The sequence below is a fragment of the Halorubrum sp. SD690R genome, assembly GCF_005435035.1.
Lineage (GTDB): Archaea > Halobacteriota > Halobacteria > Halobacteriales > Haloferacaceae > Halorubrum > Halorubrum ezzemoulense.
This window is the reverse complement of sequence record NZ_SGTV01000013.1, coordinates 37,446-64,443: the sequence shown is the minus strand read 5'-3', so window position 1 is coordinate 64,443 and position 26,998 is coordinate 37,446. Positions and strand designations below refer to the sequence as shown.

The 26,998-nt window shown below is 59.2% G+C and carries 21 protein-coding genes; 8 read left to right on the top strand and 13 right to left on the bottom strand.

Annotation, left to right across the window (positions count from 1 at the left end; translation table 11 throughout):
- Positions 1-95 precede the first annotated feature (95 nt).
- The 8 genes from EXE41_RS09840 to EXE41_RS09805 all read right to left on the bottom strand — a co-directional run bounded on the left by EXE41_RS09840 (position 96) and on the right by EXE41_RS09805 (position 5,742).
- Positions 96-506 (bottom strand): CopG family ribbon-helix-helix protein, encoded by a 411-nt coding sequence (locus tag EXE41_RS09840; RefSeq protein WP_137690880.1) that lies wholly within the window; start codon positions 504-506, stop codon positions 96-98.
- 98 nt (positions 507-604) lie between these two features.
- Complete coding sequence (locus EXE41_RS09835) at positions 605-1,393, bottom strand: ABC transporter ATP-binding protein (protein ID WP_137690879.1); 789 nt, start codon at positions 1,391-1,393, stop codon at positions 605-607.
- Positions 1,384-2,226: an ABC transporter permease gene (locus EXE41_RS09830; protein WP_137690878.1), complete on the bottom strand. Its 843-nt coding sequence runs from the start codon at positions 2,224-2,226 to the stop codon at positions 1,384-1,386. The genes EXE41_RS09835 and EXE41_RS09830 overlap by 10 nt, the downstream gene beginning before the upstream one ends.
- Positions 2,226-3,248, bottom strand: a complete 1,023-nt coding sequence (locus EXE41_RS09825) for an ABC transporter substrate-binding protein (RefSeq protein WP_137690877.1) — start codon at positions 3,246-3,248, stop codon at positions 2,226-2,228. The genes EXE41_RS09830 and EXE41_RS09825 overlap by 1 nt, the downstream gene beginning before the upstream one ends.
- Positions 3,249-3,379: 131 nt before the next feature.
- A complete protein-coding gene (locus EXE41_RS09820) occupies positions 3,380-3,808 on the bottom strand; it encodes a CopG family ribbon-helix-helix protein (protein WP_094519626.1) in 429 nt (142 codons plus the stop codon).
- Between the two features lie 151 nt (positions 3,809-3,959).
- On the bottom strand, positions 3,960-4,445 hold the full coding sequence (locus EXE41_RS09815; RefSeq protein ID WP_137690876.1) for a hypothetical protein: 486 nt from the start codon (positions 4,443-4,445) through the stop codon (positions 3,960-3,962).
- A 119-nt stretch (positions 4,446-4,564) separates the two neighbouring features.
- Entirely contained in the window at positions 4,565-5,194 is a 630-nt protein-coding gene (locus tag EXE41_RS09810; protein ID WP_137690875.1) for a nitrous oxide reductase accessory protein NosL, read from the bottom strand.
- 188 nt (positions 5,195-5,382) lie between these two features.
- A complete protein-coding gene (locus EXE41_RS09805) occupies positions 5,383-5,742 on the bottom strand; it encodes a hypothetical protein (RefSeq protein ID WP_137690874.1) in 360 nt (119 codons plus the stop codon).
- 114 nt (positions 5,743-5,856) lie between these two features.
- On the opposite strand from EXE41_RS09805, the gene EXE41_RS09800 reads away from it, so the two are divergent.
- Positions 5,857-6,360 (top strand): helix-turn-helix domain-containing protein, encoded by a 504-nt coding sequence (locus tag EXE41_RS09800; RefSeq protein ID WP_137690873.1) that lies wholly within the window; start codon positions 5,857-5,859, stop codon positions 6,358-6,360.
- A 59-nt stretch (positions 6,361-6,419) separates the two neighbouring features.
- Here the strand turns inward: EXE41_RS09800 and EXE41_RS09795 are convergent, their stop codons facing one another.
- Positions 6,420-7,733: an RNA-guided endonuclease TnpB family protein gene (locus EXE41_RS09795; RefSeq protein WP_137690872.1), complete on the bottom strand. Its 1,314-nt coding sequence runs from the start codon at positions 7,731-7,733 to the stop codon at positions 6,420-6,422.
- Positions 7,734-7,988: 255 nt separating this feature from the next.
- On the opposite strand from EXE41_RS09795, the gene EXE41_RS09790 reads away from it, so the two are divergent.
- Positions 7,989-8,675, top strand: coding sequence for an SCO family protein (locus EXE41_RS09790; RefSeq protein WP_137690871.1), 687 nt, complete (start codon positions 7,989-7,991; stop codon positions 8,673-8,675).
- 100 nt (positions 8,676-8,775) lie between these two features.
- Here EXE41_RS09790 and EXE41_RS09785 read toward each other — a convergent pair whose 3' ends face one another.
- Together EXE41_RS09785 and EXE41_RS09780 are read right to left on the bottom strand one after the other, a co-directional pair.
- Positions 8,776-9,585: a sulfite exporter TauE/SafE family protein gene (locus EXE41_RS09785; protein WP_137690870.1), complete on the bottom strand. Its 810-nt coding sequence runs from the start codon at positions 9,583-9,585 to the stop codon at positions 8,776-8,778.
- Positions 9,586-9,744: 159 nt separating this feature from the next.
- Positions 9,745-10,320, bottom strand: a complete 576-nt coding sequence (locus EXE41_RS09780) for a hypothetical protein (protein ID WP_137690869.1) — start codon at positions 10,318-10,320, stop codon at positions 9,745-9,747.
- A gap of 132 nt (positions 10,321-10,452) precedes the next feature.
- Between EXE41_RS09780 and EXE41_RS09775 the strand changes: the two genes are divergently transcribed.
- The 5 genes from EXE41_RS09775 to EXE41_RS09755 all read left to right on the top strand — a co-directional run bounded on the left by EXE41_RS09775 (position 10,453) and on the right by EXE41_RS09755 (position 14,503).
- Positions 10,453-10,884: an ArsR family transcriptional regulator gene (locus EXE41_RS09775; protein WP_137690868.1), complete on the top strand. Its 432-nt coding sequence runs from the start codon at positions 10,453-10,455 to the stop codon at positions 10,882-10,884.
- A 289-nt stretch (positions 10,885-11,173) separates the two neighbouring features.
- Complete coding sequence (locus EXE41_RS09770) at positions 11,174-11,950, top strand: ABC transporter ATP-binding protein (protein WP_137690867.1); 777 nt, start codon at positions 11,174-11,176, stop codon at positions 11,948-11,950.
- On the top strand, positions 11,947-13,557 hold the full coding sequence (locus EXE41_RS09765) for a hypothetical protein (RefSeq protein WP_137690866.1): 1,611 nt from the start codon (positions 11,947-11,949) through the stop codon (positions 13,555-13,557). The genes EXE41_RS09770 and EXE41_RS09765 overlap by 4 nt, the downstream gene beginning before the upstream one ends.
- A gap of 30 nt (positions 13,558-13,587) precedes the next feature.
- Complete coding sequence (locus EXE41_RS09760; RefSeq protein WP_137690865.1) at positions 13,588-13,830, top strand: hypothetical protein; 243 nt, start codon at positions 13,588-13,590, stop codon at positions 13,828-13,830.
- A gap of 34 nt (positions 13,831-13,864) precedes the next feature.
- Positions 13,865-14,503 (top strand): IS6 family transposase, encoded by a 639-nt coding sequence (locus EXE41_RS09755; protein WP_137690864.1) that lies wholly within the window; start codon positions 13,865-13,867, stop codon positions 14,501-14,503.
- A 35-nt stretch (positions 14,504-14,538) separates the two neighbouring features.
- Here the strand turns inward: EXE41_RS09755 and EXE41_RS09750 are convergent, their stop codons facing one another.
- A complete protein-coding gene (locus EXE41_RS09750) occupies positions 14,539-15,081 on the bottom strand; it encodes an HNH endonuclease (protein ID WP_137690863.1) in 543 nt (180 codons plus the stop codon).
- On the bottom strand, positions 15,074-15,859 hold the full coding sequence (locus EXE41_RS09745) for a ParA family protein (RefSeq protein ID WP_241987221.1): 786 nt from the start codon (positions 15,857-15,859) through the stop codon (positions 15,074-15,076). The genes EXE41_RS09750 and EXE41_RS09745 overlap by 8 nt, the downstream gene beginning before the upstream one ends.
- A gap of 607 nt (positions 15,860-16,466) precedes the next feature.
- Here EXE41_RS09745 and EXE41_RS09740 point away from each other — a divergent pair.
- On the top strand, positions 16,467-26,339 hold the full coding sequence (locus EXE41_RS09740; RefSeq protein ID WP_241987215.1) for a type IV secretion system DNA-binding domain-containing protein: 9,873 nt from the start codon (positions 16,467-16,469) through the stop codon (positions 26,337-26,339).
- Positions 26,340-26,998 lie beyond the last annotated feature (659 nt).

Sequence of the window (26,998 nt, the reverse complement as noted above, 5' to 3'; positions counted from 1 at the left end):
TGCTAAGGTAGAAGAACATAATAAGAAGAACGCAAGATTCGTTTGCGATTTAATTCAAAGCGCGGGCACACGTGCCGGTGACAGCGATACCGAGCCTACGTATCGCTCGCTTCTGTGCCGTTTCGGTCGACAGGCACGACAGTGTATTCCACCGAGACAGACTCGTCCGCTCCTCGAACCGTGCCGACAAAGTGGAGAACGTCTTGGTACGCGGCTTCTACGACAAACGTCTCGACACAGCCGGCGTTCTCTTGGAGGCAATTATGGGAGTTCGACCGGATGGCCCCTTCGAACTCATGGCGGATATCCATCATTCGGCGTTCAATCTCCGGTTCGTCGTATCCAAATACCGCAGTGACCGTTGCCAATACGCGCCGGTCCTCGTAGTCGCTCTCTTGATACTCCTCGAGCAGTGATTGACAGGCCTCACGAATCACCTCGCTCCGGCCGGTGTAGCCGTGTTCTTCCGCAAACGTGTCGAGATCTTCTCGGAGTCGCTCCGTCATCGAGGAGCTCACGATAGGCATATATTAAAATTTTATTCTAACATAATAGAGATGGCGGTCTAAAGAAAATAAATTAATAATCTTGCTGTGGGAGCGTGTTAGTGGTTAGTGTCGACAGGACTCCCGAGTTCATCCCTAATCTGTGCGACGTGGTCCACGAAGTCGCGGGCGGTCCGTTCACGTGGGCGTTCTAGATCGATGGAGAACGTTGATTGTACGGTTCCCGGGTCGGCATCCATGACGATCACGCGGTCAGCGAGGGTCACTGCCTCGTCGATGTCGTGGGTGACGAACACGACGGTCTGTCCAGTCTGCGTCCAGATCTCGAGCAATTCCGCGTGTAAGCGGTCGCGCGTTCGAGCGTCGACACTACCGAACGGTTCGTCCATCAAGAGGATCTCCGGATTGGGGGCGAGCGCGCGAGCGATACCGACGCGCTGTTTCATGCCGCCGGACAGCTCTTTCGGGTACGCGTCCTCGAAGCCGTCGAGCCCAACGAGGTCGATCAACTCCCGGACCCGTGCCTCGCAATCGGGACAGTCACAGGCGGGCCGGTCGAGGCCGAACCGAATGTTCCCGCGGACGGTTCGCCAGGGGAACAGTGCGTACTCCTGAAAGACCATTCCCCTGTCCAGTCCGGGACCGGTGACCGGATCTCCGCCGACCAGTATCGACCCGCCGTCCGGATCGTCAAGCCCGGCGATCGCTCGCAACAGCGTCGTTTTCCCGCACCCGGACGGACCGACGACACAACAGAACTCGCCCTCCGACACCGAAAACGAGACGTCATCGAGCGCGTGCGTCGACTCGTATGACCGGCTGACGTTCCGGATAGCGATCTTCTCACGGGAGTCCCGGTCGGTGGATGAGTCCGTACTCAGCGCCATGCGAGGACCCTCTGTTCGAGCAGGCGGAACCCGACGTCCATACAGAGGAACGCCAAGCTGATCAGGAACATGTACGCGACGCTGGTCGCCATCGCGAGGTTGTTCGAGGCGTTGATAATCTCGTAGCCGACGCCGGGAGCGCCGAACAGCTCGGCGCCGACGACGATCATCCAGCAGCGGCCGATGCTCGTCCGGAATCCGGTCAGCACTTGGGGAGCCGCACTCGGGAGCGCGACGAGTTTCAACATCGAGAGGTCGCGCTCGACACCGAGCGTCGACGCGGCGTCGGTCAGTTCGGTCGAAACGCCCTCGACGCCGCCATACGCGCCGTAGAAGTTGATCCAAAATGCACCGACGAAGACGATGAACGCCGCGCCGGTGTGGTGGATGCCGAACCAGACAATCGCGAAGACGATCCACGCCAGCGGCGGGATCGGCCGCAACACCCGGACGAGCGGCCGCAGCCAGTCGTCGAGCGCACCGTTCCAGCCCATCGCCAGTCCGAAACCGATCCCACAGCTCGCACCGAGAAGGAGACCGGGAATGTAGTGGAACAGCGTCTGCGCGAGATGTGCAAGCCCGGTCGGGAGTACGAGACTCGATCCCAGAACGGGGACCACAATCGCCGTCGAGGTCGCGAACAGGTCGATAAACGCGCGCACCGAATCGAGGGGGCCCGGCACCAGATACGACGGCTGGGTCGTCATCGCGCCAACCCACCAGACGAGCAGGAAGACGAGGAGACCGCCCAGGCCGCGGAGATACCGCCGCAGGTCCCCCTCGAAGGTTTCGGCCGTCAGCGCGTTCGAGCTGGTGTCGGTCTGCGTGCTCATTACTGTATTGCGTCGTAGGGATCGAACGCGAACAGATCCTCGGTCACGACTGGCTCCTCGATGTTGCCAACGTTGGTGACGAACTCTCCCATCGTCGCGGCCTGATCGGTGATCGCGTGGGGATCTGAGATGAACTCCGACGCCTTCGAATCAATGGCGGCCGTCGCGAGGTCTTCACTCACGCCGGAGCCGATGACCGAGGCAGCGTGGCTGGCGGCGGCATCCGGGGAGTTCCCCGTGAACTCGGTCGCCGCGACGTGCTGTTCGACGAGCGATTGGGCGACCTCATCGTCGTCGAGCACTCGCTGGTTCGCGAACAGCACCGTGACGGGGTGGTTGTCCAGGATGTTCCCGGACCAGGCGAGTTCCTCGAACCCGTCAGCTTGGCTGATAATCGTCGCGAACGGTTCCTGGATGATCGTCGCGTCGATGTCGCCCGACTGGATGGTCTGGACCGCCTTCGCGGGCGGGACCTTGGACTTGTTGATGGTGGAGTCCATCTCATCGACGTCAAGGTCCTCCTGAATCCAGTACCGGAGAACGATGTCGGGAACGCTCCCGTCCGGCGGTGCTCCAAATCGGACCTTCCGCCCGTGCTCTTCTTCGAAGCGCTCAAACGTGGCAGCCCCTTCCTGTTCGTAGAGATCGGCGAGTTCGGTCGTCCCCATGATCTTGAAGCCGTTTCTCGAATTCGCCGCGAGGACACCAGCCTCGGTGCCCTTGTCCACGAGGACCATTGCCGGGGTGATGCCGAAGAGCGCGACATCGATGTCCCCACTCGCGAACGCCTTGACAACACTGGGGCCGGAGCTGAACCGCTCTATCGTGACATCCGTCGGAACGTCCTCGTAGTACCCCTCTTGTTCCATCACGTAGTGTTGCATGTTCGGGTAAATCGGGACGTATGCGACTGTGACGGAATCGAGGGACCCGCCTCCCTGACCGAGACAGCCAGCGACTCCCGTCGCAGCAATCGTGGTTGCGCCCGTCTGGAGTAGTCTTCGGCGCGAGATGTGAGTCATCAGTGCTGTTAACATCAAAAGCAATTATAATAATACCTGTGATTCTTCTAAACAAGATTAATACTTTTGCTGGATGGGGTTCGGAGATATTGGTATAGATGGGGTGAATTCAGCGAGGGAAAAAAGCAGAATCAGCTCAGATCGGCCAGCGGGCTGAAATCATCTACTGGAGATACGGAGTAATCAATTGTGAGAGTATCCTTAGTCGCTCGAATCTTCCCAACAAACGCCGAGATCTCTTCGAGAGACCCTTCGAGCACAAACAGTTCCATACAGTGGTGTCCGCCAACGTGACTATGGAAATTCGAAGCGACGATGTCCTCGTATTCGTGGCGAAGGTGCATCATTTTCTCTTCGACAGTCGTTGTTTCGTAGTCGAATAACACGGTGACCACTCCCATCAGTTCGCGCCCTTCGAGTTTCTTGTCCTCAAATTCACCCATGAGGTTCCTGCTCGCCTCCCGAAGTACCTCACTCCGACCAGTGTATCCGTGGTCGTCGGCAAACTGATCAATTCGCTCAAGCAATTCCTCAGGCATTGAGACGCTTACTACGCTCATATAGCAACTTAACCGGCAATATATATTAAGATTTATTATTTTTTTCTACTGGTCGTCGATCGAGGCTCCTCTCAGAGAGAATGATGACGTCTCAGATTCATCGGCTCCGGCTCAAAACTCGTCTTTCAGCACGAGCAATTAATTGTCTGGTTCACACCGACGCAGGTTCGTCCCTCACAGTACTTCCCAGAACGAGTGCGCCGGCAATGATTACGAGATTCTTTACGATATACTGACCCTCGACCGTTAACCCGTACGGGAACGTGGTATAGACGACTTCAGGGAGCAGTACCATCGGGAGGAACGTACCCGGAAGTTGGAGTGCCAACAGCAGCAATCCAACACGTGTAAGCGGAGGGTAGAGCAGACAGATCCCGATGATCACTTCCCACACGCCAAGTACCGGGACGAAAAACTCAGGCGGAAGAACGTACACCGTAGAGGCGACGAGGTCACCGGCTGGCGAGACACCGAGTACCTTGAGTGCGCCGAAGCAAATGAACACCGCTCCGACAGCGGCTCGCAACGCTGGGACACTCCAACGATCCATTTTCGATGCCAGTGTCGCATCGAGTGCGTCCAACCGCTCTTGATACACGGTTAGCGTGTCTTTCGATTCGTTTTCTGAGGTTGCCATCGCGTGTGTAATAGCTACGATTTTGCCGGACAAAAGGATTCTAGCTCCTGATCGACCGTGTCAGATTCTTTGACTAGAACCTGTGTGATTCTCACTATCTTCACTATGAGAAGGGTCAATTAGTTCATCCCCGTCATCTGGATTCCCTCAACGAGTGACCGATCGATGTCGTCGTACCCAATCGTCTGTCCGCCGTAATTATCAGCGAACGATTCAGCTTCGCTGGGTTCCGAGAACGGCATGAGATCTGGCCCCATTCCACCCATTACATCTGATTCGATGACGTATGTGAGGCCCGACGCATCGGCGAATGTATCGGGGGCGGTCGGTGCTGGCATCTTCTTTCGCTCAGTGTCTTCAGGGATCTCCCAATCAACACGGGAGTAGTCCGTGACGTATACAGCGGTCGCCTCCGCGCCGTCAGCTACCAGGTTAAGATGGTACGGGAATAGACCATGTGCGAGCGTGTGAAACCAAGCAAGGTTCTCAGTTCCTTCAGAGCCTTGGACGGGCCCCTGTCTGGGTTCGGGTTCTGTATCGGCGTAGAACACCTGCCCATTAGGGCCTCCATGGTCTCCAATGACCATTCCACCTTGGTAATCAGTCTTTTGACCCGACAAATCTACCGGTTCAGGGCTTGATCCAGGGGATCCCCCAACGCAGCCAGCCGTTCCAAGTACGACTCCCAAGCCAACTGTATGAACGACCTGTCGACGCGATACCAAATGCGAGTCAGGTTCAGATTTCATAGCTATAGTTCTTCATATAGAGTCAATACGGTTCTGGTGTGACTGTCGAACGGCGTTTGCCAGAGGACATAAACCACTCACAGGAGACGTTCGCTCCGGATCAACGAGCGTACAGATCGGTCTGGAGTGGACGATGTCTGGCGCTGATTGGTATGTACTGGGGTCGAGCTGGCTAGGACTCAACCAAGCTAGTCGCTTGTGACATCCTCACCAAGCGAACCCGGGGCGTGAGCGTACACGGCGTAGAGGATCATCGCAGCGATCAGGAAGTCAAAGCTGTGTTCGACGAAGTGGTGAACCGGCATCGGAACCGCTCCCAGAACAGTCCCAGCGCCAATCAGTGACCGTAGAACAAGCACCCCAACCGCGGCGCTGATCAGTCGGTACTGGCCGGTCTGGCGGCGTCGATACGCGACGAGGCTCACGACGAAGAGCGCGCTCGTTCCGATTCCGGCACACGCGATGACGGCCAGCAGTACGGGCGACTCCTGAACGGTCAATGGCACGAGAGCCGAGAAGACGGCCCGAACGATGAGCGACGTGATCACGACACTGGCCAGTATGCGTTGGGAGTGATAAGAAGACACGGGGCAAAACGTTCTTATGGGAGGAAAGCCCCCGACAGGTTTTATCACTCAGCCGATTACGGGCGCATACTCACGATGGCGACGACCAGAGATCGGGTGCGACGACACGTCCGCGAGACGCCTGGTGTCCACTTCAACCAGGTGGAACGCGATCTGGACATCGCCACCGGACAGGCGCAGTACCACCTTCGGCGACTGGTGAACGACGAAGAGTTGACCGTCGAGCGGATCGGCGGTCGAGCCCACTACTTCGATCCCGCATTCGACCCGTGGGAACGACGCGCGCTCGCGTTTCTTCGACGTGAGACCGCCCGCGAGATCGTACTGCGGATCCATGCCGACGGCCCTCGTCGCCCAGAAACACTAACCACAGAATTGGATCTCGCGCGGAGCACGGTCTCGTGGCACGTCTCGAACCTAAGCGACGCTGGAATCGTCACGAAGTCCGGCGACCGTCCGATGACGATCACGCTGACCCGCCCGAACCGCACGGCTGAGTTGCTTGAGGTGGTGTCGCCCTCGCTGCCAGACCGGCTCGTCGACCGGTTCATCCGGACCGTCGACAGCCTCTTCGATTGACATCCTCCTCCGCGTGAACGCGGAGGAATCCCACGGTATCGCACCGCTGGATTGGGATATTAGGGTTTGCAGTCTACCACTTGTGCCTGCGGTTGGAATCCGCTGGACAAGTCATAGAGGTAGACCGATGGCTGTGCCAACCAGCCGGTACTCCTATCTTCGTCCGAACTGGCCGAAGACTCGGAGTTACTTTCATTCATGTCGAGACGGATATTCTCCGCCCCATTCACGTCTGCGTTGAACGCAGCATCGCACTCATCACACACATACAACCCGCGTTCAACGCGCTGACTCTCGTCTTCTCTCCCACACACACAACACGTCTTGCTTGTGTCGCTCTCAGACACTTCGACCACCTCGATCCCCTCTACTTTCGCTTTGTACTCGAGGATCGAGGTGAACCGGTTGAACGCCCACCCGTGGAGATCGAGATTCCCGTGCCGACCCCAGTTTTTCGCGTCACCGTTCTTGTCGTCACGGACACCTTCGAGGTCTCCGACGTTGATCCGACCAACTTCCTGCTCGACACACCGCTCAACGATGTGTTTGGCGAGACTATGGAAGAAGTGGGTGCGACGCTCCGACCACTTGTGATACAGTCGAGTGGCCCGATCGCCACCCGAGTCGTCGCACTTTGCGATCTCTTTCGGGAAGTAGTAGCCGTCCTGATTCAGGCGGTTCCCGGGGTAGAGGTCAGCTTCTTCCGTGCTGTACGTGACCGTGGCAAAGTTACAGATGCCAAGGTCGACGCCAGCTGTTTCCTCGCCGGGCGAGTCGGGCGTTTTGACCTCTTCGGTACAGACGAGATGGAGTTCCCACCGACCCTTCTGTCGGTCGTAGACGGCACGAACCTGTTGTAGATTCTCGACGGTGACGCCGGGCCGGGTTTCGTACTCGACAAGGATGTACTCCCATGCTTTGGGGTGTTCCTTGTGATTGGCACCTTTTGAGAGACGAACACGGTTGTTTTCGGTGTCGTGTTTGATGCCGTTTTGTTTCCACGTGACTGTACTGCGCGGGTGTTCTTCGTGGACGCAGCGACCCTGCGAGTCGTAGTAGTTTTGTTTGCGGTAGCCGGGCGGGTTATCCCGATCGTCATCAGACTCATACCACGAGGTGAAGGCTTCAGCGAGTTCCTCCAGAACGCGCTGACTGGACTGTGAGTGGAGTCCCTTGTAGTTGGTGTGTATCTTCAACTCGTCTTTGAGTCTGCTGTGGTCGGGGATCTCTCCGGTGTCATCCCACACGGTGCGGGCGTAGTAGTTCGCGACGTTCCAGAGTTTGCTGGCCGACCACCCATGCCGGTCGAGTGACTCCGCCACCTGTGAGTGGTTGCGGATTGTCGCCCGGTGAGTTCTGTGGGCCTCTAACATCTGAAACGCCTGTATAATCTCTTATATTTGTATCTCTTGTAAAAGCACGGATCTAGAGGAAGAGAATATCCGGCTCAGCGATAGACGGTGGACTGCGAAGTATATTGTCGGATTCATCCTGCGGCTGAAGCCGCAGGTATTCTCCTCGATTCTGTATAAGGATCCGGCCGGCTGGATCCCCCCGGATCGGACGCATTGAACCCGTTCGAGGGTCGCACCAGATACCTCAAGACCGCGAGACTGATACGTGAGCGTATGGATCGACGGAGTTTCTGTAAAATGGCCGGCGTCGCGGGAGTCACCGCCGGCACTGCCGGTTGTCTTGGTGTCCTTGGCAGTAGTGGCGCCGAGGGAACCATTCTCGGACCGCCGGAGCAAGACCTCAGCGAGGCGTCGTTCCCGAGCTACGGTGACAAGATGCCTGAGTTCACTGTCCCCGACCCGATCCACGGTGAGGAAATATCGACGGCCCAGTTCGAGAGCGAGCGCGCGGTGCTGTGGACATCATTTTACACCAACTGTCCGGACGGAGTGTGTCCAGCACTCATTCTCCGGCTCCGTCGCGGACAGGAGGCCGCCGCCGAGGCGGGGTACGGCGACCAAGTCACGTTTCTCCCCATCACGTTCGATCCCGAGCGCGACACCACCGAGGTCCTCCGGGGGTACGCCGGCCAGCAGGGGGTCGACCTCGACGCGGGTAACTGGCACTTCCTACGCCCAGAGACCTACGAGCGGGCCCAAGGGATACACGACGAGCACTTCGGGCTGAAGATCGAGAAGCAACCGGCAGATGACCTCGAGAATCTAGAGTATCGCTTCCCGCACTACGGGCTCATCATTCTCGCTAATAAGCAAGGGATCATCGAGCGGGCGTACCCACGGGGCCCGCGAACCGACATCGAGCGGCTCGTCAACGACCTCGAACGAGTGGCCACCGCGTGATCGCTCCCGGACCGGCAGATCGCCTTCGTCGTTTCCCGGGCGTGGTGACACCGGAGAGACCGCCTTGCGTGTCGAGCGCGCGGAGGGGAGTCGGTCCCGGTCAATGCCCCATGTGTCCCATCCCGCCGCCGAGGGGTTGGTAATGCGGGAGCATCGGATGTGGGAGGTGAACGCCGAGCGCCATCAGCCCGTGCGCGAACAGCACGTACCCCAGTACGACGAACACCACGCCGAGCAGCCGATGAACACGACGCCGGTGGACGACATCGATCGACTGGATAATCGTCCCATAGAGGAAGACGGCTGGAATCGTCCCAATGCCGAGGGCGCCGAGAGCGATTCCCCCGGTGGTCGGAGAGCCACTCGCGAAGGCGAACAAATACGCGGGATACAGCATCGGGCAGGGAAGAAACGCGTGGACGGCGCCGAGACCGACAATACTCGGGCTGTTCACGTGTCGGTGAACTCTCGCCGCGAGCCACGACGTGACGCGCTGGACGCCGGGTATTCGAATGTCGCCTCCGCTTCCGCCGATGACGTACCGAACGCCGGTCGCCACGATGAACCCTCCGACCGCGAGACCGACAACACCTCGCAGGAGGTCAGCGATCGGTGTCAGCTGGTCAGCGGTGACGAACACGACGCTTCCGAGCGCGCCGAAGACGGCCCCGAGAATCGCGTACGTGGTCGCCCGGCCGACGTTGAACAGGAAGTGCTGGCGAACTTCGTAGGTCGTGAGATGACCGGCACGCCCGTCGTTGGCTGTCACCGTCCCGCCGTCTGGCTGCGGCGTCATCTGCTTCGAGTACATTGTCACTAACGGCCCACACATCCCGATACAGTGTGCGCCGCCGAGCACGCCGATGAGAACGAAGAGGACGACGTCAATCCGGAGAAGCGACTCGATCATAGTCGTTCTCGGTTGCGTACGGATTTGTGTCGTCTGGTGTATCTCTCGAATAAGACTGTATGGATGATGTCGAGTGAAAGGAACGCATCAAGATCTATTCCTCAAGATTGTGGAAATTCACGGTCTCAGAGGATGGGCCAGTTTTGGATTGAATCGGCATCAATCGGGTGCGTAGGCGTCCGCCACACAATCGCGAAGTTCCTCGGGCGTCGTCCACGTGTACGCACGGTCAACGCGCTCCATCGAGAGGAGATAGTGTGCGAACATCCCGTCGTAGGCCGCGTACTGTTCCTCCTCAGTCTCGTAAATTCGATAGAAGGCCCGCGTCCGTTTCCGATAGGTCGGCTGATCGATGTAACCCGCTTCCCACGCGTGCCCGCCCTGAGAATGTTCGTACACCCCCACGATATGGTCCGCGTAGCTAACCAGTAGCTTGAATTTCGACGTGAAGAACTCCGAGACATCCAGAATATCGTCCATCAGGAACGCGTTGACTCCGTCATCGGAGTCCGAGGCTGCGGCATCGCTCGCGAGTTGGTCGCGAACAGCCTCCAATCGTGGCCGCTCCTCCTCATCGTAGGAACCGAGAACGAAGTAGGACGTGTTGTTGATAAATCGTCCGAGGCCCTCATGCATCGCGGTCTGGATTGCCTCGATCCGTTCTGGTGTGAGCGTCTCTCCCGGCTGATCACCCAATTTGTCGATGGCGGCACGGGTAGCGTCGTCGTTGGTCATACTGGATAGGATTCACCACCGCCACCTAACGGTACGGAAATCCGACCGGAAGTGGAATACGCAAGCACTCTGGCTACCACTTCGACTTTCACCGAAATAGTTATCTGGCCGGGAGACAAACACTGATACACAATGTCCCGGCCTGACGCCACCCCGCTCACGCCAGCCGAGAGTTCAGCCGGACTCGATCCGATCGCAGCGTTGAGTGCCCTCGACGACACGACCCGTGCGAATATCATCGGGACCATCGTCGGTCACCCGAAAGGCGCGCCCTCGAAGAAAGAACTCGAATACTACAATCCGAGTATCGCAGCGTCGACGCTCACCGACCATCTCATCCGGCTGGAAGAAGTGGGACTGATCGAGGCCATCGAACGGGATCGTGAGGGGCTCGAACGGGGTCATCCATACCGGTTCTTTCAGTTGACCGACGCCGCTCGCGAGCTGTTCGACCGAAACAACCTCTTTGAGCCCGACGCATACCGAGAACTATTCGCCGAAGTCGAGAAGACAGACGAAATCGAGGCCGCAGAGAGGATCGAGCGGCCGAACAGACGAAACTGAAATCCACCGCAAGGCGTACGTTCTGCCGGACAGAGAACTCGACGTCTGGGATATTCCGGAAGTAGAACCAGCGCAGAGCAGACAAGAGAGATCAGTCTCGATTTCGATCCAGAACAGATGAATCGAACAGAAGGCACGCATCAATTCCATCCTCCAAGGCTGTACAGGAGCGACTACGCCCCCTAATCACGTCGCTATCTACCCATGCGGCATCACTCCCGATACGTATAATCGGAAGATGATTCCGAAACGCATAGACGACCGGTTCGGGAAATGACATCCGTTACGTATGCCCTCCACCCACGACGAATCCGCCATTCTGGCGACCGATCTCCGGAAGAGCTACGGCTCAGAAGTCGCTCTCGACAGTCTCACGCTCGACATCCAGCACGGGAGCGTCTACGGCTTTCTTGGCCCGAACGGTGCGGGGAAGACGACGACGATGCGGCTCCTTACCGGTCTCAGCGATCCGGACAGCGGATCGGTACGCGTCTGTGGCGTCGACCCGAGCGACCGGCGTGCGATCGCCGGTCGGGTCGGCTATCTCCCTGAGACGCCACCGCTGTACGACGAGTTCAGCGCCCGCGAACAGCTCGAATACGTCGCCGACCTTCGCGACATTTCGCGGTCCGCTGCCCACGAGCGCATCGGCGAGTACCTCGACCAGTTCGGGTTGGCCGGTGACGCGGACAGGCGGATCGACGGGTATTCGAAGGGAATGAAACAGAAGACCGCGTTCATACAGAGCGTCCTGCACGAACCGGACGTCCTGTATCTAGACGAACCGACATCGGGGCTTGACCCCCGAGCGGCGCGAACCATTCGGGAATCGATCACCGCGTTCGCCGACGCAGGAACCACGGTGTTCCTCTCGACACACATTCTCCCAGTCGTCGAAGCCGTCGCTGACGAGGTCGGGGTGTTGTTTGACGGGAGACTCGTCACCGAGGGGACGCCCACCGAAGTACAGGCCCGTGCGGAGACTGGCGAGAGTGGATCCCTGGAAGACGCGTTCCTCGCCGTCACGAGCGAACCCGAAACGGACGCGGCCTCTCGGAGAGAATGAGCGTCCGACAGGACGTTCGCCACGGGCTCCGAATTGGGCGAGCGGAGTTCGTCCGAAGCCTCCGTGGGTACCTCGGAAACCCCCGTCGAGTCCTTGGACTCCTGCTCACGGCGCTGTTCTTCGGCGGCGCGCTCCTGTTCGCGCTGCCGACGGCGTACGTGCTCGGGCAAACCGCGCGCTCCGTGACGGCGGTCCCGTTCTTCGCGCCCGCTGCGACGCTCATCCCCTTTGGTCTCCTGTCGATATCGGTGTTTCGGACCCTCGAACGGCTCGGACACATCGACGGTGCGGATTTCGTCCTGCTGGCGGTTCACCCGCGAGCAGTCGTTATCGGACTCATCACAGCGGAGGTAGGACGGCTCTCCTTGTGGTTCGGGATCCCGGTCGGGGCAGTGGTCGTCACATTCGCACTCGGAATGGGCTCGCCGCTGCTCGTTGCTTCGGGCGGGGCAGTCGCGCTGCCGCTCGTTTGCTGTGCCGCCGTCTGGGGGTACGCCGGGGGAATTGCTGTGCTGCGACTCCTGCGGAAACTCCCCAGCCTTCGCCGTCTCCTGAAAGCGGTCGGTATCCTCGCGATGGTCGGACTCGTCGTCGCGTCACAGTTCGCCGGGCAGTTCATCGTCGAATCTGACCTCTCAGTGCAACGGCTGTTGTCGACAGTAGCGTTCGATCCCCTCGTGGAATACGTTGCGCTCGCGTTCGTCGGAACACCGGTCTCCAGACCGACCTCTCCGGAGGCGGTGGCGGTGTTCGCGGCGTTACTCGCTCTCACGCCGGTCGGTCTCGCCGTCTCGACCAGGCAGGTTTCTACGCTCTGGTTTACCGATCCGGTCGACAACAACGCGTCGACGCAGGTGCGGCGATCGAGCGGCGGATTCTCTGCCCCACGACCGTTTGCATGGACTAAACCCGGTCGTATCGCGTGGGGGATTCTCGTGCGCGGTCGCCGTGATCCGGCGGAGTTGAGTCATCTGCTGATTGCCGTCTTTTTTATCGCACCGTTCGGGACGATGTTTCTCGAGTTTTCGGGCGACGCCCTCGGACCCCTCATCACTGGGGGCGGCGTCGTTCTCGCGACATACCTCTCAGGCGCTACCTTCGGGTTGAACCCGCTCGGTGACGAGCGGCCACAACTACCGTTCCTCCTTCTCACCGAGACATCATCCGCAGATCTCGTCCGGGGACGGCTCCTCGCCGGCGTTGCGATTGGAGTGCCGATCGCTGTTCTCAGCTCGCTCGTCTCGATCGGTTTCGGGATACTGGTGCTTGAGGCGGTGGCAACTGCCGCCGTTGGAGTTGTGATGTGTCTCACTGCGGCGATGTTTGCAGTCGGTATCGGCTCGGCGTATCCGATCTACGAGGAGCGCGAGTTCTGGGGGACGGAAACGGTCGTTCCGTCGACGCTCGTCATAATGGTGTACCTGTTCGTCGTGGGTGGCGGAACGGTTCTCGGGCTGTTCGTGACGTGGTTCGCGGTCACCGGAAACGTCGTGTTAACGCCCGTGTTCGGCGTGCTCTTCGGTACGTATCTGCTGTTGACGGTCGGCGTTTCGTATGGTTCCTACCGCTATGCGCTCCGGCGGCACCGACGCTATACCTTAGCGTGACCCCGGCGGTCGTTTCAGACGAGCCGTCTGGTGAGCACACGTTCGCCGTTAACTCGACCTCATTGCCATGGCAAACCTTCATTCTCTGACTTCGGCGACATCGAGGAGTTCTTCGAGGAAAGCCCATGGACAGTCGAGGACGAGAAAGACTTCGAAGAGATACCAGAAGATGGGTTCGATGCGTACGTCGAAGACACGACGATGTTCGCTACTTGGGAATCGATGCTCGGGAAGGCTGGAAAAAATGGATGGCAGACCAACTGGTCGCGTTAAGTTAGAGGATGAGGCGCTCGACTTCAGAGTGTCTATGGCCGAAACCGAGCGCCTCAGCAAACGTATCGCGTGGATTGACTTGTCGTTTGTGGAGCGAGATCGAACGCCGCGATGGGCGATTGAAGTAGGGATCCGCTGTCACTTGGCCGGTATGTCACTTCGTGAGGTAAGTAAGCATCTCGAAAGGTTTGGGATCGTTCGGAGCCACGTCGCGATCCATAACTGGGTTCATAAAGCCGATCTACAGCCGATCTCGACCGTCTCAGAGGATCAACTCGCGGTTGACGAAAAGATGATCCGCCTCCACGGCCAGAAGTTCTGGCTGTACGGCGCGGTTGATCCACAGACGAACGAGATCCTTCACGTGAGTCTCTATCCGACCGCAAATAAACAGACGACGCGATGGTTTCTCACCGAGCTCCACCGGCGTTACCAGCTCGATAACGTGGAATTTCTCGTCGATGACGCAGACTATCTCGGATCTGTTCTCGCTGACGACGGCTATCGATTTCAAGTCATTCGACATGGAAATCGGAATGCCATCGAACGTGTCTTTTGGGAAATAGAACGACGAACATCATCGTTTGCGAATAGTTTCAGCAATGTCGCGTTAGAGACAGCTCAAAATTGGCTCGAAGCCCTCGCCGTCTACCACAATTCACGCCAAACTTAACGCGACCGACCAACTTGGGTTATAGATTATAACAGCTAGTCCTTGAGGCCGAGCTCTTCTTCAATCGATGTCCCGGAGAGCCCCGCCCGGATCACTGCTGGGTAGAACTTCTCGTTCTTCGGTAGTTGCTCGCCGTGTTCACGCTGCCACTCGACGTTGACCTCGGAGTAGCGGATGTCAAGTTCGTCGATGTCGTCGTCCGAGAGGTAGATTGTCCGCCCGTTCCAGTCCTCTCGCAGCACGAATCCCTCATCGCCGGGGGCGAGCGTGTCAGTCGTGTCGCCTGTTTCGGACGTTTCGATCGTTTCACTCGTTTCAAGCGCTTCAGTCGTGTCCATCGTTTCAGTCATATCGGGAGAGGCCGGGGAGTCGTCGTCGTCGCCCGTATTGATCGTTTTAGTCGTTTTAGGCGTTTCAGGCGTTTCAGGCGTTCTGGTCGTGTCGCCCGTTTCAGACGTTTTGGACGTTTCGCTCGTGTCAGTCGTGTCAGCCGATGCGCCGAAACGGTCGGCGATGCCGCCCATCTTCTCCCCAGTCTTCCCCAGCTCCTCGCTGGCGTCGTCCTCGTCGTCAGTCATTAGCCTGCCCCACAAGTTCGTCGTCGACGAGCGCCGCAATCTCGGCGATCACCTCGGCCATGTCAGTGTCGAGTTCTTCGGCAGCAAAGATAGAGCGCTCCTGCGCAGCGATCGCTCGCTGGAGGTCGACTCGCTTGTACACGTCGAACACTGGGATGCCGAGTCCGTCCTTGAACTCGGCGTGGAGTTGCTCAAGCATCGCGTCGGCCTGCTTGTTGTGCTCGACGCGGTTTGCGACGATTCCGAGGATCCTGACTGTACCAAAGTACTCCCGAACGCTATCGATCTGCTTTTGCAGGCGATCGAGCCCCTGTACAGAGAGTGCCTCGGCGTACGCCGGGATGAGAACGCCGTTACTCGCTACCAAGGCGTTGTCCGTGAGAACGTTGATACTCGGCATGTTATCCACAAGAACGACATCGTAGCCTGCGCCAAGCTCGTCGAGGGCCATCTTCAATCGCTCTCGGGCTCGCGGCTCGCCGTTCAACTCCCCACCAGTCCGGTCGACCATGCGCTCGTTTGACGGGAGCAGATCAAACTCCTCGCCTTCAAGCACGAGGTTCTCGACGCCGGCGGCGCGACTCGGGTCTAGGAGGAGTTCGTGGAGCGACACCTCGCGATCAAGATCGCTGTAGGCTTCATCGTAGCCAAGGATCGACGTGAGCGCTCCCTCCGGTGCGAGGTCGACCACGAGGACATCGAGTTCACGATCGGCGAGCGCGCCGGCGACGTGGATGGTGAGAGTTGTCTTCCCCACCCCGCCTTTCTGGTTGAGCATTGCCACGATCCCCGGTGACGTTTCGATCGTTTCACCCGTTTCAGTCGTTTGCGGCATTCTGCGAAACGATCGAAACGCTGCCATAATAAATCTATGTCAGACATCGGCAGATTGAGCAGGCCGAGTGTCCAGGGCCTGAGATTGAGACGATTCACACTCTATTCCGTAAATATATCTTTTCTTAAACTTCTGTGGACTCCCAAGCAATTATAATTATCGAGAATCGAAATGTGAGCATAGGATGCCGAATTTGCCCTCAAGCGTTCCACACAGGTGTAAATAGTGAGACGGAACTGTTCCTTAGGGAGGCTCTGGGAATACGGAGGCCTTCCAATTACAAGCCAATTTCATTGGAACAGATTATCAGTAACCATAGCCAGAAATTCTAACACACAAAGTATCCGTGAGATTATACATATATATTGCCCGTACGACCCACAGATGGCTGGAATTCAATTACACACTGGTTCGTCCAACCAAATTGGATTCAGTGACAGCCAGGACCACGAAAATGAGCTTGTGAGGTCTACACGCGGTGATGATCTGACTAGCCGAGTTAATTCTCCTAGGGATGTAGGACAGTCAATTGGTGAGGGGGTTGTCTAATATGCAAAACCCACTTAACCGCATTCACGACCATACGCTCCCAGACTGGCTTAAACACCTCCGGCATCTCCAACTCGGATCGAGAGAGCCGGACGCACCACAGATCACCGAAGAGTTTGTCAAGACGATCAATGACGCCGCAAACTCATACGCAGGCAGCCTCAACCGAGTCCGTCCACACAAGAAGGAAGACGGACTAGCATACGCCGAAGAACTCATCGCTGGGTTCCACAACGAGGGCGTCACCCACTCGGAACTTGCGCAACGATTCAACCTCGGAGAGCGACCGAAAAAGTTCTCCTTCGAGCTTGTCTTGACCGACGAGACCGTCAAATTCCACTTCGGCCTTCCAGACCGGATACACCAACGCGAATTTCGCCAGCAAGTCTCTGGGCTGTATCCGAACGCCGAGATCAAGCCCGTCGACAGGCCGTTCCCCGAAATCGAACCGGGCATGTATCTGTCCGGCGGCAAGCTCGAACTCAACAAAGAGAAGTATCGACCACTCCGCGGAACGAGTGGTCCCGATGCGTTCGAGTCCGACCCACTTCGCAGTGTCCTGAGCGAACTCGTCGGCTACTCGAACGAAGTCGCGATCGTCCAGTTCGTCTTCACCCCTGCGAGTCGAAACTGGACTGACGGGCTCAAACTACACGAGTGGAGCGCAGACCAGATCAACGACAGTCTCACCTACGGCCGGAACAACGGAAGCTATCTTAACCCGCGATTGGACGATCCGTCAGCAAAGGACCTCCGAGCAGCTGAAGCCGTCCTGAATCAGGAAGGCAAGCAAGCGTACTACCTCAACACTCGCTTTCTGGTCTTCGCCTCGTCGCCAGACATCGCGAAACACCACGCCCACGGGATCGCGAACGTCTACTCAACGCAGTACCACAGCGACGAGACGGGGCAGGCGTTCATCCCACTCGCGTTCAAAGAGCAGGGCGTCAAAGAACTCGCCCGGCGGACTGCCGCCCGCGAGTTTTCCTATGACCAGACCGCGCTAAACGTTGAAGAACTCGCAGGGGTAGTCCACCTTCCGGGAGAGGAAGTCGACCAGACGAACATCGACTGGACGCGGAAAGGCGTCGGCAACCGGCCTCCCGCACAAGCAAATCGGACAGCAAAGCCACCAGACATGCGGGTGAACCGTGACCTGTCCGAACTCGGTGGCGAGGCGTCTGCGATGGCGTCCCTCTCTGGTGATCAAGCTGAAGAGTCGGATACTGTCGGCCCCGACCCGACAGAGGAAGAAGACTCCGTGTTCATGAAGGGGCTCGGAACAGTTCTCCGATTCTTCTTTGATGACCAGACAGAGGCCACGGACACGGAGCCCGACACACCCACCGCGACCGTCGATGTCGACTCGACGCCTGAGAAGCAAGAAGCGTTCAACGAGGTGTATCGGAAATTCATCTACGGCGAACTCACCCGCGAGAAGATCAAAAGCCAATACAACGACCACGTCGCGGACAACCTCATCCGAAAGTTCCAGAACCGGCGGGCCGACGAACTCGGGATCGATCTTGAAGAGCTAGACAAGCGCGACGACGTGTTTGACGCCCCCGGTGCCCGAAAGACGCCCGAATCAGACGAGGGGGAGGAGACACCAGCCACGGACCCCACAGACCACGCCGAGTCTGGGAGGGGGACGAACGGCCCGAGCGACACGCACCCGGAAGACGACGTCGAGGGCGTGGCCGACCTTCCCGCAAAGCCCGAAGAAGACCTCCCGCAAATGACGGGCGACGAGACTGGCCCGCCAAGCCCGTACACACGCGGTCGCGAGAACCCCGCCCACCACCAGCACTACACCTACGATCAGTCCGATACTGATGTCCAGCTTCGCCGGGAGCCGGGACTCCAGCGCTACTTCCCGTTCGAGCTCACGGCGACCGCCAGCGGGAACGGCGCCGCCGAGGACGGCGACCTGTTTGCGGGGTTCGACGTGCGCGATCGGCTCGTTCACTCGCACACCCACCATCCAGACGAACCGATTTGGCTGGGGTACGACAGCAACCCGATGGACGGGATTCGGGAAATCGGGCTTGAGCCGTTCTCGTGGTTCCGTCACATGACGATTTTCGGGTCGACGGGGAAAGGGAAATCTACCACCCTGAACATGATGATGAACCAGATCGCCCGGAAGGGCCACGGGTTCGTCTTCATCGACCCGAAGGGCGACACCGTCGACGACCTGATCACACAACTGCCCGACGAGCGGATGGACGACATCATCTGGGTTGAGCCGGGGAGCGAGACCTTCGAGAAAGTCGCGGGGATCAACTTCCTCGAGCCCGGCGACTGTGAGACGGAGATCGAATTCGACCGCGAGGTTGAGTCCATCATCAACGACCTCCGGGCGGTCCTGCGTGGCGGTGAGTACTGGGGCCCGAAGATGGAGGGGATCACGTCCAACATCGCTCGGGCGATGATTCGGTCGCGACGGAAGTTCACCCTCGTCGATATGTACTACGTGCTGGCCGACAACGAGAGCCGCGCGAAGTTCTCGAACGTCGTCAGCCAAGAGGGGATGAGCTTCATCCACGAGTACACCACGAAAATCGCGGAGATGGACACTGAAGAAATCGACCCGGTTCTCCGCCGGATTCAAGACTGGGTCGAAGACCCCATCAGCCGGGGGATTGTGGCCCACCGGGATGGGACGATCAACCTCTCGCACGCCGTCGAAGAGGGGAAGATCATTCTCGTCCGGAACACGGTGCGGTCTGACGAGATCCGGAAAGTCGTCTCCACGGGGATCATGCGCCGCGTGTGGTCGACCATCCGGAAACGCGAGAAGATCGAGGAGGCCGACCGTGAGCCCTTCTTCGCGTTCATGGACGAGTTTGACGACATCGCCTCAGAGAACATGGCCCTCGACAAGATGCTCTCGAAGGCCCGGTCTGGGAAGATGGGCGTTGTGACGTGTCTCCAGAACCCCTCGCAGGTGCGGGAGATTGCGCCCCAGACGCTCAAGCAGATGTTCGGGAATACGGACACGCTGTTGAGTTTCGGTGTGACGGAAGTTGATGACGCCCGGATCATCGCCGAGCGGTTCGACGACGACGACATCGACTCGGGGACGATTCAGTCGCTGCCTGCCTACACCGCGTTGACGACGATTTCCACAATGGACGAGGATGGGCCGATGCGGTCGGACCCGCTTGCGCCCGACACCTTCGCCCCGTACCCGGCGCGGCGGACGCCGGCAGAAGCTGAAGCGCTCATCGGGGAGAATCTCAAGGAGTACGGCGTCGACGCGCTCGAGCAGAACCTCGACGAGTCGGAACACGCCCTGATGCACCTTGGGGGCGAACACGACCTGACGAAGTGCTTCCTTGAGGCAGTGTGGGCCGAACAGATCCGGCAGAACGCGCTCGATACGCTGCCCGGCGCATACGAGACGCTTGAGCCCGCCCCGGCGCTAAATATCGACCCGCCGGAGATGGACAGCGACGACACACTCTCGGTGAGTGTCGAGGCCGCAAACGAGGGGTTCCACCGCCGGACGTCGACGGACTTCGAGGAGTTGCCTGACGGAATCCTCGTCGATGAGGCGTATGTTGAGCTGGCCGACCCCGAGGATGAAGAAGAAGAAACCAGCGTCCGGGGGACGGGCGGGACGCCGACAGGACAGGTTCGGATCACCGACCCGGAGACGGAACTGTCGATCACGGACAAGGGGATCCGGTCGGTTCTTGAGCAGGCTGATGAGGATTGGCGGCCTGAGACAGAGAAGCACAACGAAGTGATTCGGCGGTCGTTCGTGATGCTGTCGGCTATCGGGATGGAAGTCACCGTCGTCCGGCAGGACCACGAAGTGAGCTTACCGGACGCGGTTGCCTACCCGCCGATTGAGGGGACTGTAGATACAAAGCGGGCCTCGCGTTTGCTTGAGCAGTTCAAGAAGGACTACCCGATTGCCGCAGACCTCTCTGGGGGCGGTGCGATCACTATCGAAGCAGAGACCTCAACCTACAAGAAGCCAGCCCGGACGCTCCAGAACCTCGCCCGGTCGGTTCGTAGTGACCGGCGGGTTATGTTCGTCACCCCGGAGGAAGGTGGTGAGAAAAGTGCTGAGCTTGCTGCTCGCGTCAACCACATTCTCACAGACCCGAAGCTCATCCGTGGGCACCTTCGGATGCGCCCCAACGAGGACGCAGAAGACGCAGGTGATCTCACAGAGCGCGACCCGATGCCGCTGTACTACAACAAGACCGACTTCCTTGAGTTGGGGACACCCACAGACGGTGAGCGGAAACACGCGCTCATCAGGAAGGGCAAGCAGGCGGTGTGGGTCAACACCCACGACGACGAGATTCAGCTGTACGACGGCATGGCTGATGGCGCGAAGAAGGGTGCACTCCGGATGGACGAGGGCTTTGGATCAACAAACGCCTTCGACGTGTGGTGCCGCTATGACACCCACAACAACGAGTGGGTGGTCTACCCCGGCGGCGAGGTCCAACGCTACCCGACACTCGGCGACCTTCGCGAGGACTGGCAACTCGTCTACGAGCCGTTCGTTCCTGAACGTGAGTTCGAAGAGATACCGACGGAGGAGGACTGGGAAATTGTCCAAACGGCTCTCCCCGAATTCCTTTCGCCCGCTGAACAACCCACGAGCGAATCGGATACTCAAGCACCTGTTGAGGCCGATTCTCCTGATACTGAAGGAGACTCACCGACCGAGACGTACACGAGTATTGAGCAGGTTCCCGAAGAAGCAAGGGTTGAGCAGGACACGGAAGACGAACCAGACACGAGCGATACCGAGGACGAAGAGATACACATAGAGCGTGCCGGGTTCTCACGCGAAGCCGTCCCTATTCCGGAACGGCTCATCCCGAGCAAGATGCCGAGTCGGGATAGCGACGTGAGTGGGGTCGGTTCCAAACCCGGAGCGAATGTAACCCACGAGGCCCCACCGGATGCGTTTGAGCCGATCGTCCCCGATGAGCAGTTGCCGATATACCGCGAGATGACCGCCCTTGATATTGAGGGCAACAATCGCGACCCGGTCGGGATCCACGATGACGACGCAGCCTCGGGTGGGGGCGACACAGCGGCCACGGACGACGGCGACACGCCTGACGAGGAGCCGTCTCCCAGTGTCGAAACGACCGTGGATGAAGACGACCCGTTCGGTGCTGACAGCGACACGGACGGGTCAGTCGGTATCCTTAACGATGACGCGGGCGCCGACGAGACGAGCCCGATTGATGCCGTGACGTTCAGTTACGCAGCCGCCATGAAAAACTTGAGCACCTACTACATCGCGAATAGCGACACCGTTGACGAGGATAGTTCACCGAGTGATATCGACATCGACTACGACGCGGTCACCGACAAATTCGGCGCGAAAGACCCCACCGACGCCGCCTTCTGGCAGGACGTGTGGGACTCCGCAAACGTGAACCAGACGGAGGCCATCTTCCGGGACAACCTCCCCGGTGCGCTTCGGTACGGGCCCGGCATCCGTGGGACGCAAGCGGCCGACGCGATCCGGATCGGGCTCGCAGAAGAAGAGCTCGTGCCTGCCGGTGAGAACGCCGTCCGGCTGCCCGGCCCCCGCGACACTTACAAGGACTACCTCACTGACGAGGAGATCGCGGAGATGCAACGTCGGGACAGCTGGGTGCCCGTGTGGGACGCCCTCGGAACGGACCACGACGAGAACATCGACGTCTCGATGGCGGTCATGACGCTCACGGTCGACCACGAGTTCAAGAATCCGATGGCACGGGCCGCGATTGGGGCAGGCGTCGACGCTGGCGTCATCGAGGAAGATGGAAAGCAACTCGCACTCGGTGAACGGACAGTCCCGACGTTCTGGGATGAGGTGCTGAACTCTGCGTCCAAGCAACCACATGACCCGGTCACACCACAGGCCATGTCCATCGCACTCCGTGGGACGCATGACCTCTCCCAAGAGCAGGCCGAGACGACGGCTCAGGTCGCCCGTGAACACGGTTCGGTGTACCGCGACGACGAGACGGGCCAGATCAAGGTGAACACGCCACGCGACGAGAAAGGCCCAGAAATCGACGCCGCAGCATTCGACCGGGATGCGTATCCCGTGGGTGGAGACGACTCGGACTCCGACGACGGGTCCGATGATACCGACGACGGCCCGGACGGTGGGGGAGAGACACCCGCCACGGACGACAACGGAGATGCATCCCCCACGCCCGCGAACGCGAGCGGTGAGAGCGCCGAGCCAGACACGGCCAGCACACACGAGGAAGCCGCAACCGACACCCAGACGACCAACGCCCCGTCTGAGAGTCGGAATGGCTCAGAGGGGCGCACAGGCACGCACAGCGAGGCCGGAGGTCAAGACGACGCAGACACCACGCCCGACGCCGAGACGGAGACAGCGAACGTCGACGGCGCCGAGACTGACGCTGGGGGCGAGGACGACGGCGAGACGGACGCCGGAAGCGACACCAACCCGGACGACGGCGAGACAGAGCCGCCCGCAGACGACGCAGCCGGCGCAGAGAGCGACGCCGACGACACACGCCCGACAGGACAAACCGCACCCGGCGAGCCCCGTGCCGAGCCCAACAGCACGCTCGTCGACGCCGACCCAGAAGACCTCCGGCTGAGTCCGACGCCGGACCTCGGCGCAGTCCAAGCGTGTCTCGAGGAAGCCGCCCGCTTCTTCCACAGTCAGCTGGATACGACGATCGACAACAACGTCACGTGGAACGAGGAACAGGCGTTCGAGGCGGGCTACCGGAAGCCCGAGACACCACGCGAGTACTTCACCGCGCTTGACGAGCCCGACCCGGCGTACCCTGTTGAGCAGGACCCCGACGCTGCCGACGCGATGCCGCCGAACGAGGACGCACAGACCGCCGGCATCCAGTCCACCGAAGACGCCGCTGAACGCATTGCCGAGCCCGAGGACTTCGCTGCTGACGAACAGCCGTACCAGTATCTCGGCGCTGACCACCGGGGTTGGAGCGACGACCTCGTCGATGACAAGCAGCTTGGGTGGGCGCCTACGTTCGGCAAGAAGTTGTTCTTCCACCTCGAGGAGCAGGGCTTCAGTCACCACACGATGGTCGCGACTGGGCTGTTCACATATCCGAACGACGCCTACGGCGAGAACGAAGAGGGCGAGGAGTACGTCGATTACACCACGATTGATGATCCTGACGATCCCGACGACCTCTCGTGTCTCTTCCGGGCGCGGTACATCTTCCCGTACTACGACGAGGACGGCAAGGTCGCCTTCTTCATCGGGCGGCGGCCGGACTTCGACACCGAATACGGTATCCACACCGACGACTTCACCGAGGGGAAGTACGCCAAGCTCGCGACGACGAAGAACTACACCATTGCCGACGAGCCGATCTACGGCCGGGAGACCATTGTCGAGGGCGAACCGCTCGCGATTACCGAGGGGATGGCCGACGCGATTACCGCTCACGCCCACGGGATCCCGTGCATCTCTCCGGTCACGAAGTCGTTCAAGATGAAGCACCGCGACGTACTCGCGGAGATCATCAAGCGCCGGGAGATGCCCGACGTGTACTTCCTCCAAGACTCTGACCCGCCAAAGCGGGTCGTCCTTGCGGAGGAAGACCGCGACCACGACGAGCGGCAGTGTGAACGCGACATGAACATCCGCGAGTTGTTCTGTACCGGCGAGTTCCCCGGCGACGAGATGTTCACCCGGAAGCTGGTTCTCGAGGCCGCTCGCGACGGGACACTCCAAGACAAACTCGACGATCAAGACATTCGCGTCGTGCCGCCGGCTGACGCCGACGCCGACGCGGAGGAAAAAACGCCAGTCACAGCCGAAGAAGTGCCCGTTCACCTGTTGGAGTCCGAAGGCGAATTCCACGGAAAGGGTCCGATCAGCGAGGTCATCGAGATTCACCAGTACGGGCCCGGCGTGGATAGTGCCGTCAACATGGGTCGGGTGCTGGACACGCATACGCCGTCGCCGGACGATACGTTCACCGGAACAGTCCAAGCCGCCGCCGAGGTGTATCGCGAGGAAGTCCTCGAGGGCGACGCCGACCCCAACGAGGACGACCACGAGCTCTGGGAGAAAGTCGCGACGCGGCTCGGTATGATCGATGTCGACACCGAGACAGACGAGACTGCTGAGAGCGCCGACGCGGATGGACAGACGGCGCTGACACCCGACGAAGAGCTTGACCACACAGACTACGGTGGGACGAACGTGTGGCTCTTGGAACTGCCGCAGTTTGGCGATGAGAAGCGTGACCTTGACGACTTCCTCCAAGAGGGCTGGCTCGCGCTCACGCCGCCGGCTGAGTGGGCGCTTCGACTGACGATGGGGAATGGCCCGACGCCCGCCGACGACGAGAGTGATGGACCGGCCACGGCCCCTGCGTGGATGCGGGCGCTCGCCGACCGGTCGGACCCAGTTGGTGAGTACCCAACCGGGATGGATCCGGCGTCACTTGGCTACCCCACAGCCCACGACCTCCCCCAGACTGTCGGGGCGATCGACCGGACGGAAACGGGCGTGGATATGCCCGTCCGTGACCCCCACATCATCCCGGCTGATCCCGACGCTGACACGGGGGCGCTGACGGCCGCTCACAGGTGGCCTGTTGGCGACGCAAGCACGCTTCGCGGCGAGGGTAATGTTCTCGATCCTGTCCCTGAACAAAACGCGGTGTATCCACCCCTCTCGCTGTTCGGATTCATCCCCACAATCCACCCGTCTCAACACCCCGCCGCGACGGGCAACATTGGGGGGCTGGTGAACGACGCCAGCACCGCGATGGACATCGACCCACAGGAGATCGAAGACCGGATCGAAGCGGGCGACTATCGCGAGCTCACCGGGAGCCACAACCCCCTCTGGAACCTCGACTTGCGCGACCTTGGACTCACGCCCGGCTCTCGCGGAACAAACCCCTTCGGTCACTTCGGTGAATCGGAGAACTACTTCGTCGTGATCGACGACGAAACTGCCTACTGCCACAAGCGGGAGGCACTCTATAACTTCCAACACTTTGCGCTCTGTGACATGGGCAAGCGCGACCCGAAGGATTCCGCGAGTGGTCAGAATCTCGATGATTTGGAGTACCTCCATCTGTGGACCTACGCTCGCCAGAACAACCTCGTTCCAGAGCACACGCCCATCCCCCTGAAGGGGCTTGTGGGATACGCGATCGAGAACGATTATTGCGAGCCTGACGACCTCGAACAATTCGGCGGGGGTAGCGATGATTCCGACAGTGATTCGGACGAACAGAATGGTGACTCGGCGGGCGGGAACAAAGCTGGGAAGCGCAACCTCAAGCTCCCGGATGATGTGTACTTCCCAGTTCTCAAAAATATCGAAGACACGACAGGATACACGCCCGCACGCCTCGCGGACAGTAGTGGATCCGGGAGTGACTCGGACGGGAACGAGAGCGGTTCGACGACGCCCTCGGTCGACACAGAAGACGTTGCGTTTGACAGCATCCACCGCAAGTACGGCCAGCCGCTCATCGGGGACGACATGCCCGACCCACTGAAGCAGTTCCTCCGGCGCTACACCAACACGGAGGACGAAGCGATCACGACCGACACCGACGAGACGGTGTTCGTTCCGAAGGCCGAACTCCGCGATGCGTTCAATTCGTGGGCGCAAATCTGCCTCCGGCATATCCGTAACAGTTCTGATACGTCGGTGGATGATGTGGCGATCCAAGAGTACGCGCCGGGTGCGTTCACCGGGCCGCTGAAAGCGCAAGTCGACGTCGAACTGAAGGAAGGTCGGCCCCGCTTTGAGAACAAGCCACGGAAGACAGTCTGGTTCGGAATCGAACTGACTGAAGAAGGTGAGACACTCGCAAACCTTGAGGGGAAATTCAATAAGACCGACTAACGCAGGACCGGTCTTCTGGCGGAATTTTTGATAGCTGTCTCTCGATGTCTCTCCAAACTATATGGATTCAGATAAGAATGTACGCAGTGATTTCTCCCACGTGCTATATCTAATCGACGGTCTGTTGGTAGACGAACAGCGAGCAGCACCCCATTGCCATCGACTCTCCTATCGTCCCTGCGTAGTCGTCCGCAGGACCCATCCACTCCATTCTGAATCCAGTGCTATCTGTAAACCCGATCTCCGTTACATCGGCACGGATTTTGACTTCTATACACACTGAATACCCCCCTTGACCACAATGCAAAACCGCAAGACGTGACGGGTGGTCAGGGGGGTAGGCTCCATGTAGATATCTTCACCAAACCCGACGAAAAATAGTTCGATCTGCGCCGCCGCCCTCTCACCAATAATTACAGGCATCTTTGTTAGAAATATGGGATTCTGAGAATACCTGAAAATAATAGGACGTAGTGGGTGGTCAGGGGGTCTCAGTGTTTGGCAAACTACCCCCTTGACCACAATCTAAAATCGCAAGACGTGACGGGTGGTCAGGGGGTATTAGCTGACCCTATCATGAGTTTATTACGCTCAAAAGCATAATAATCTGGATAGATCCAAGATCAAACGTGAAAATAACCAGACGGGGGGCTAATTTG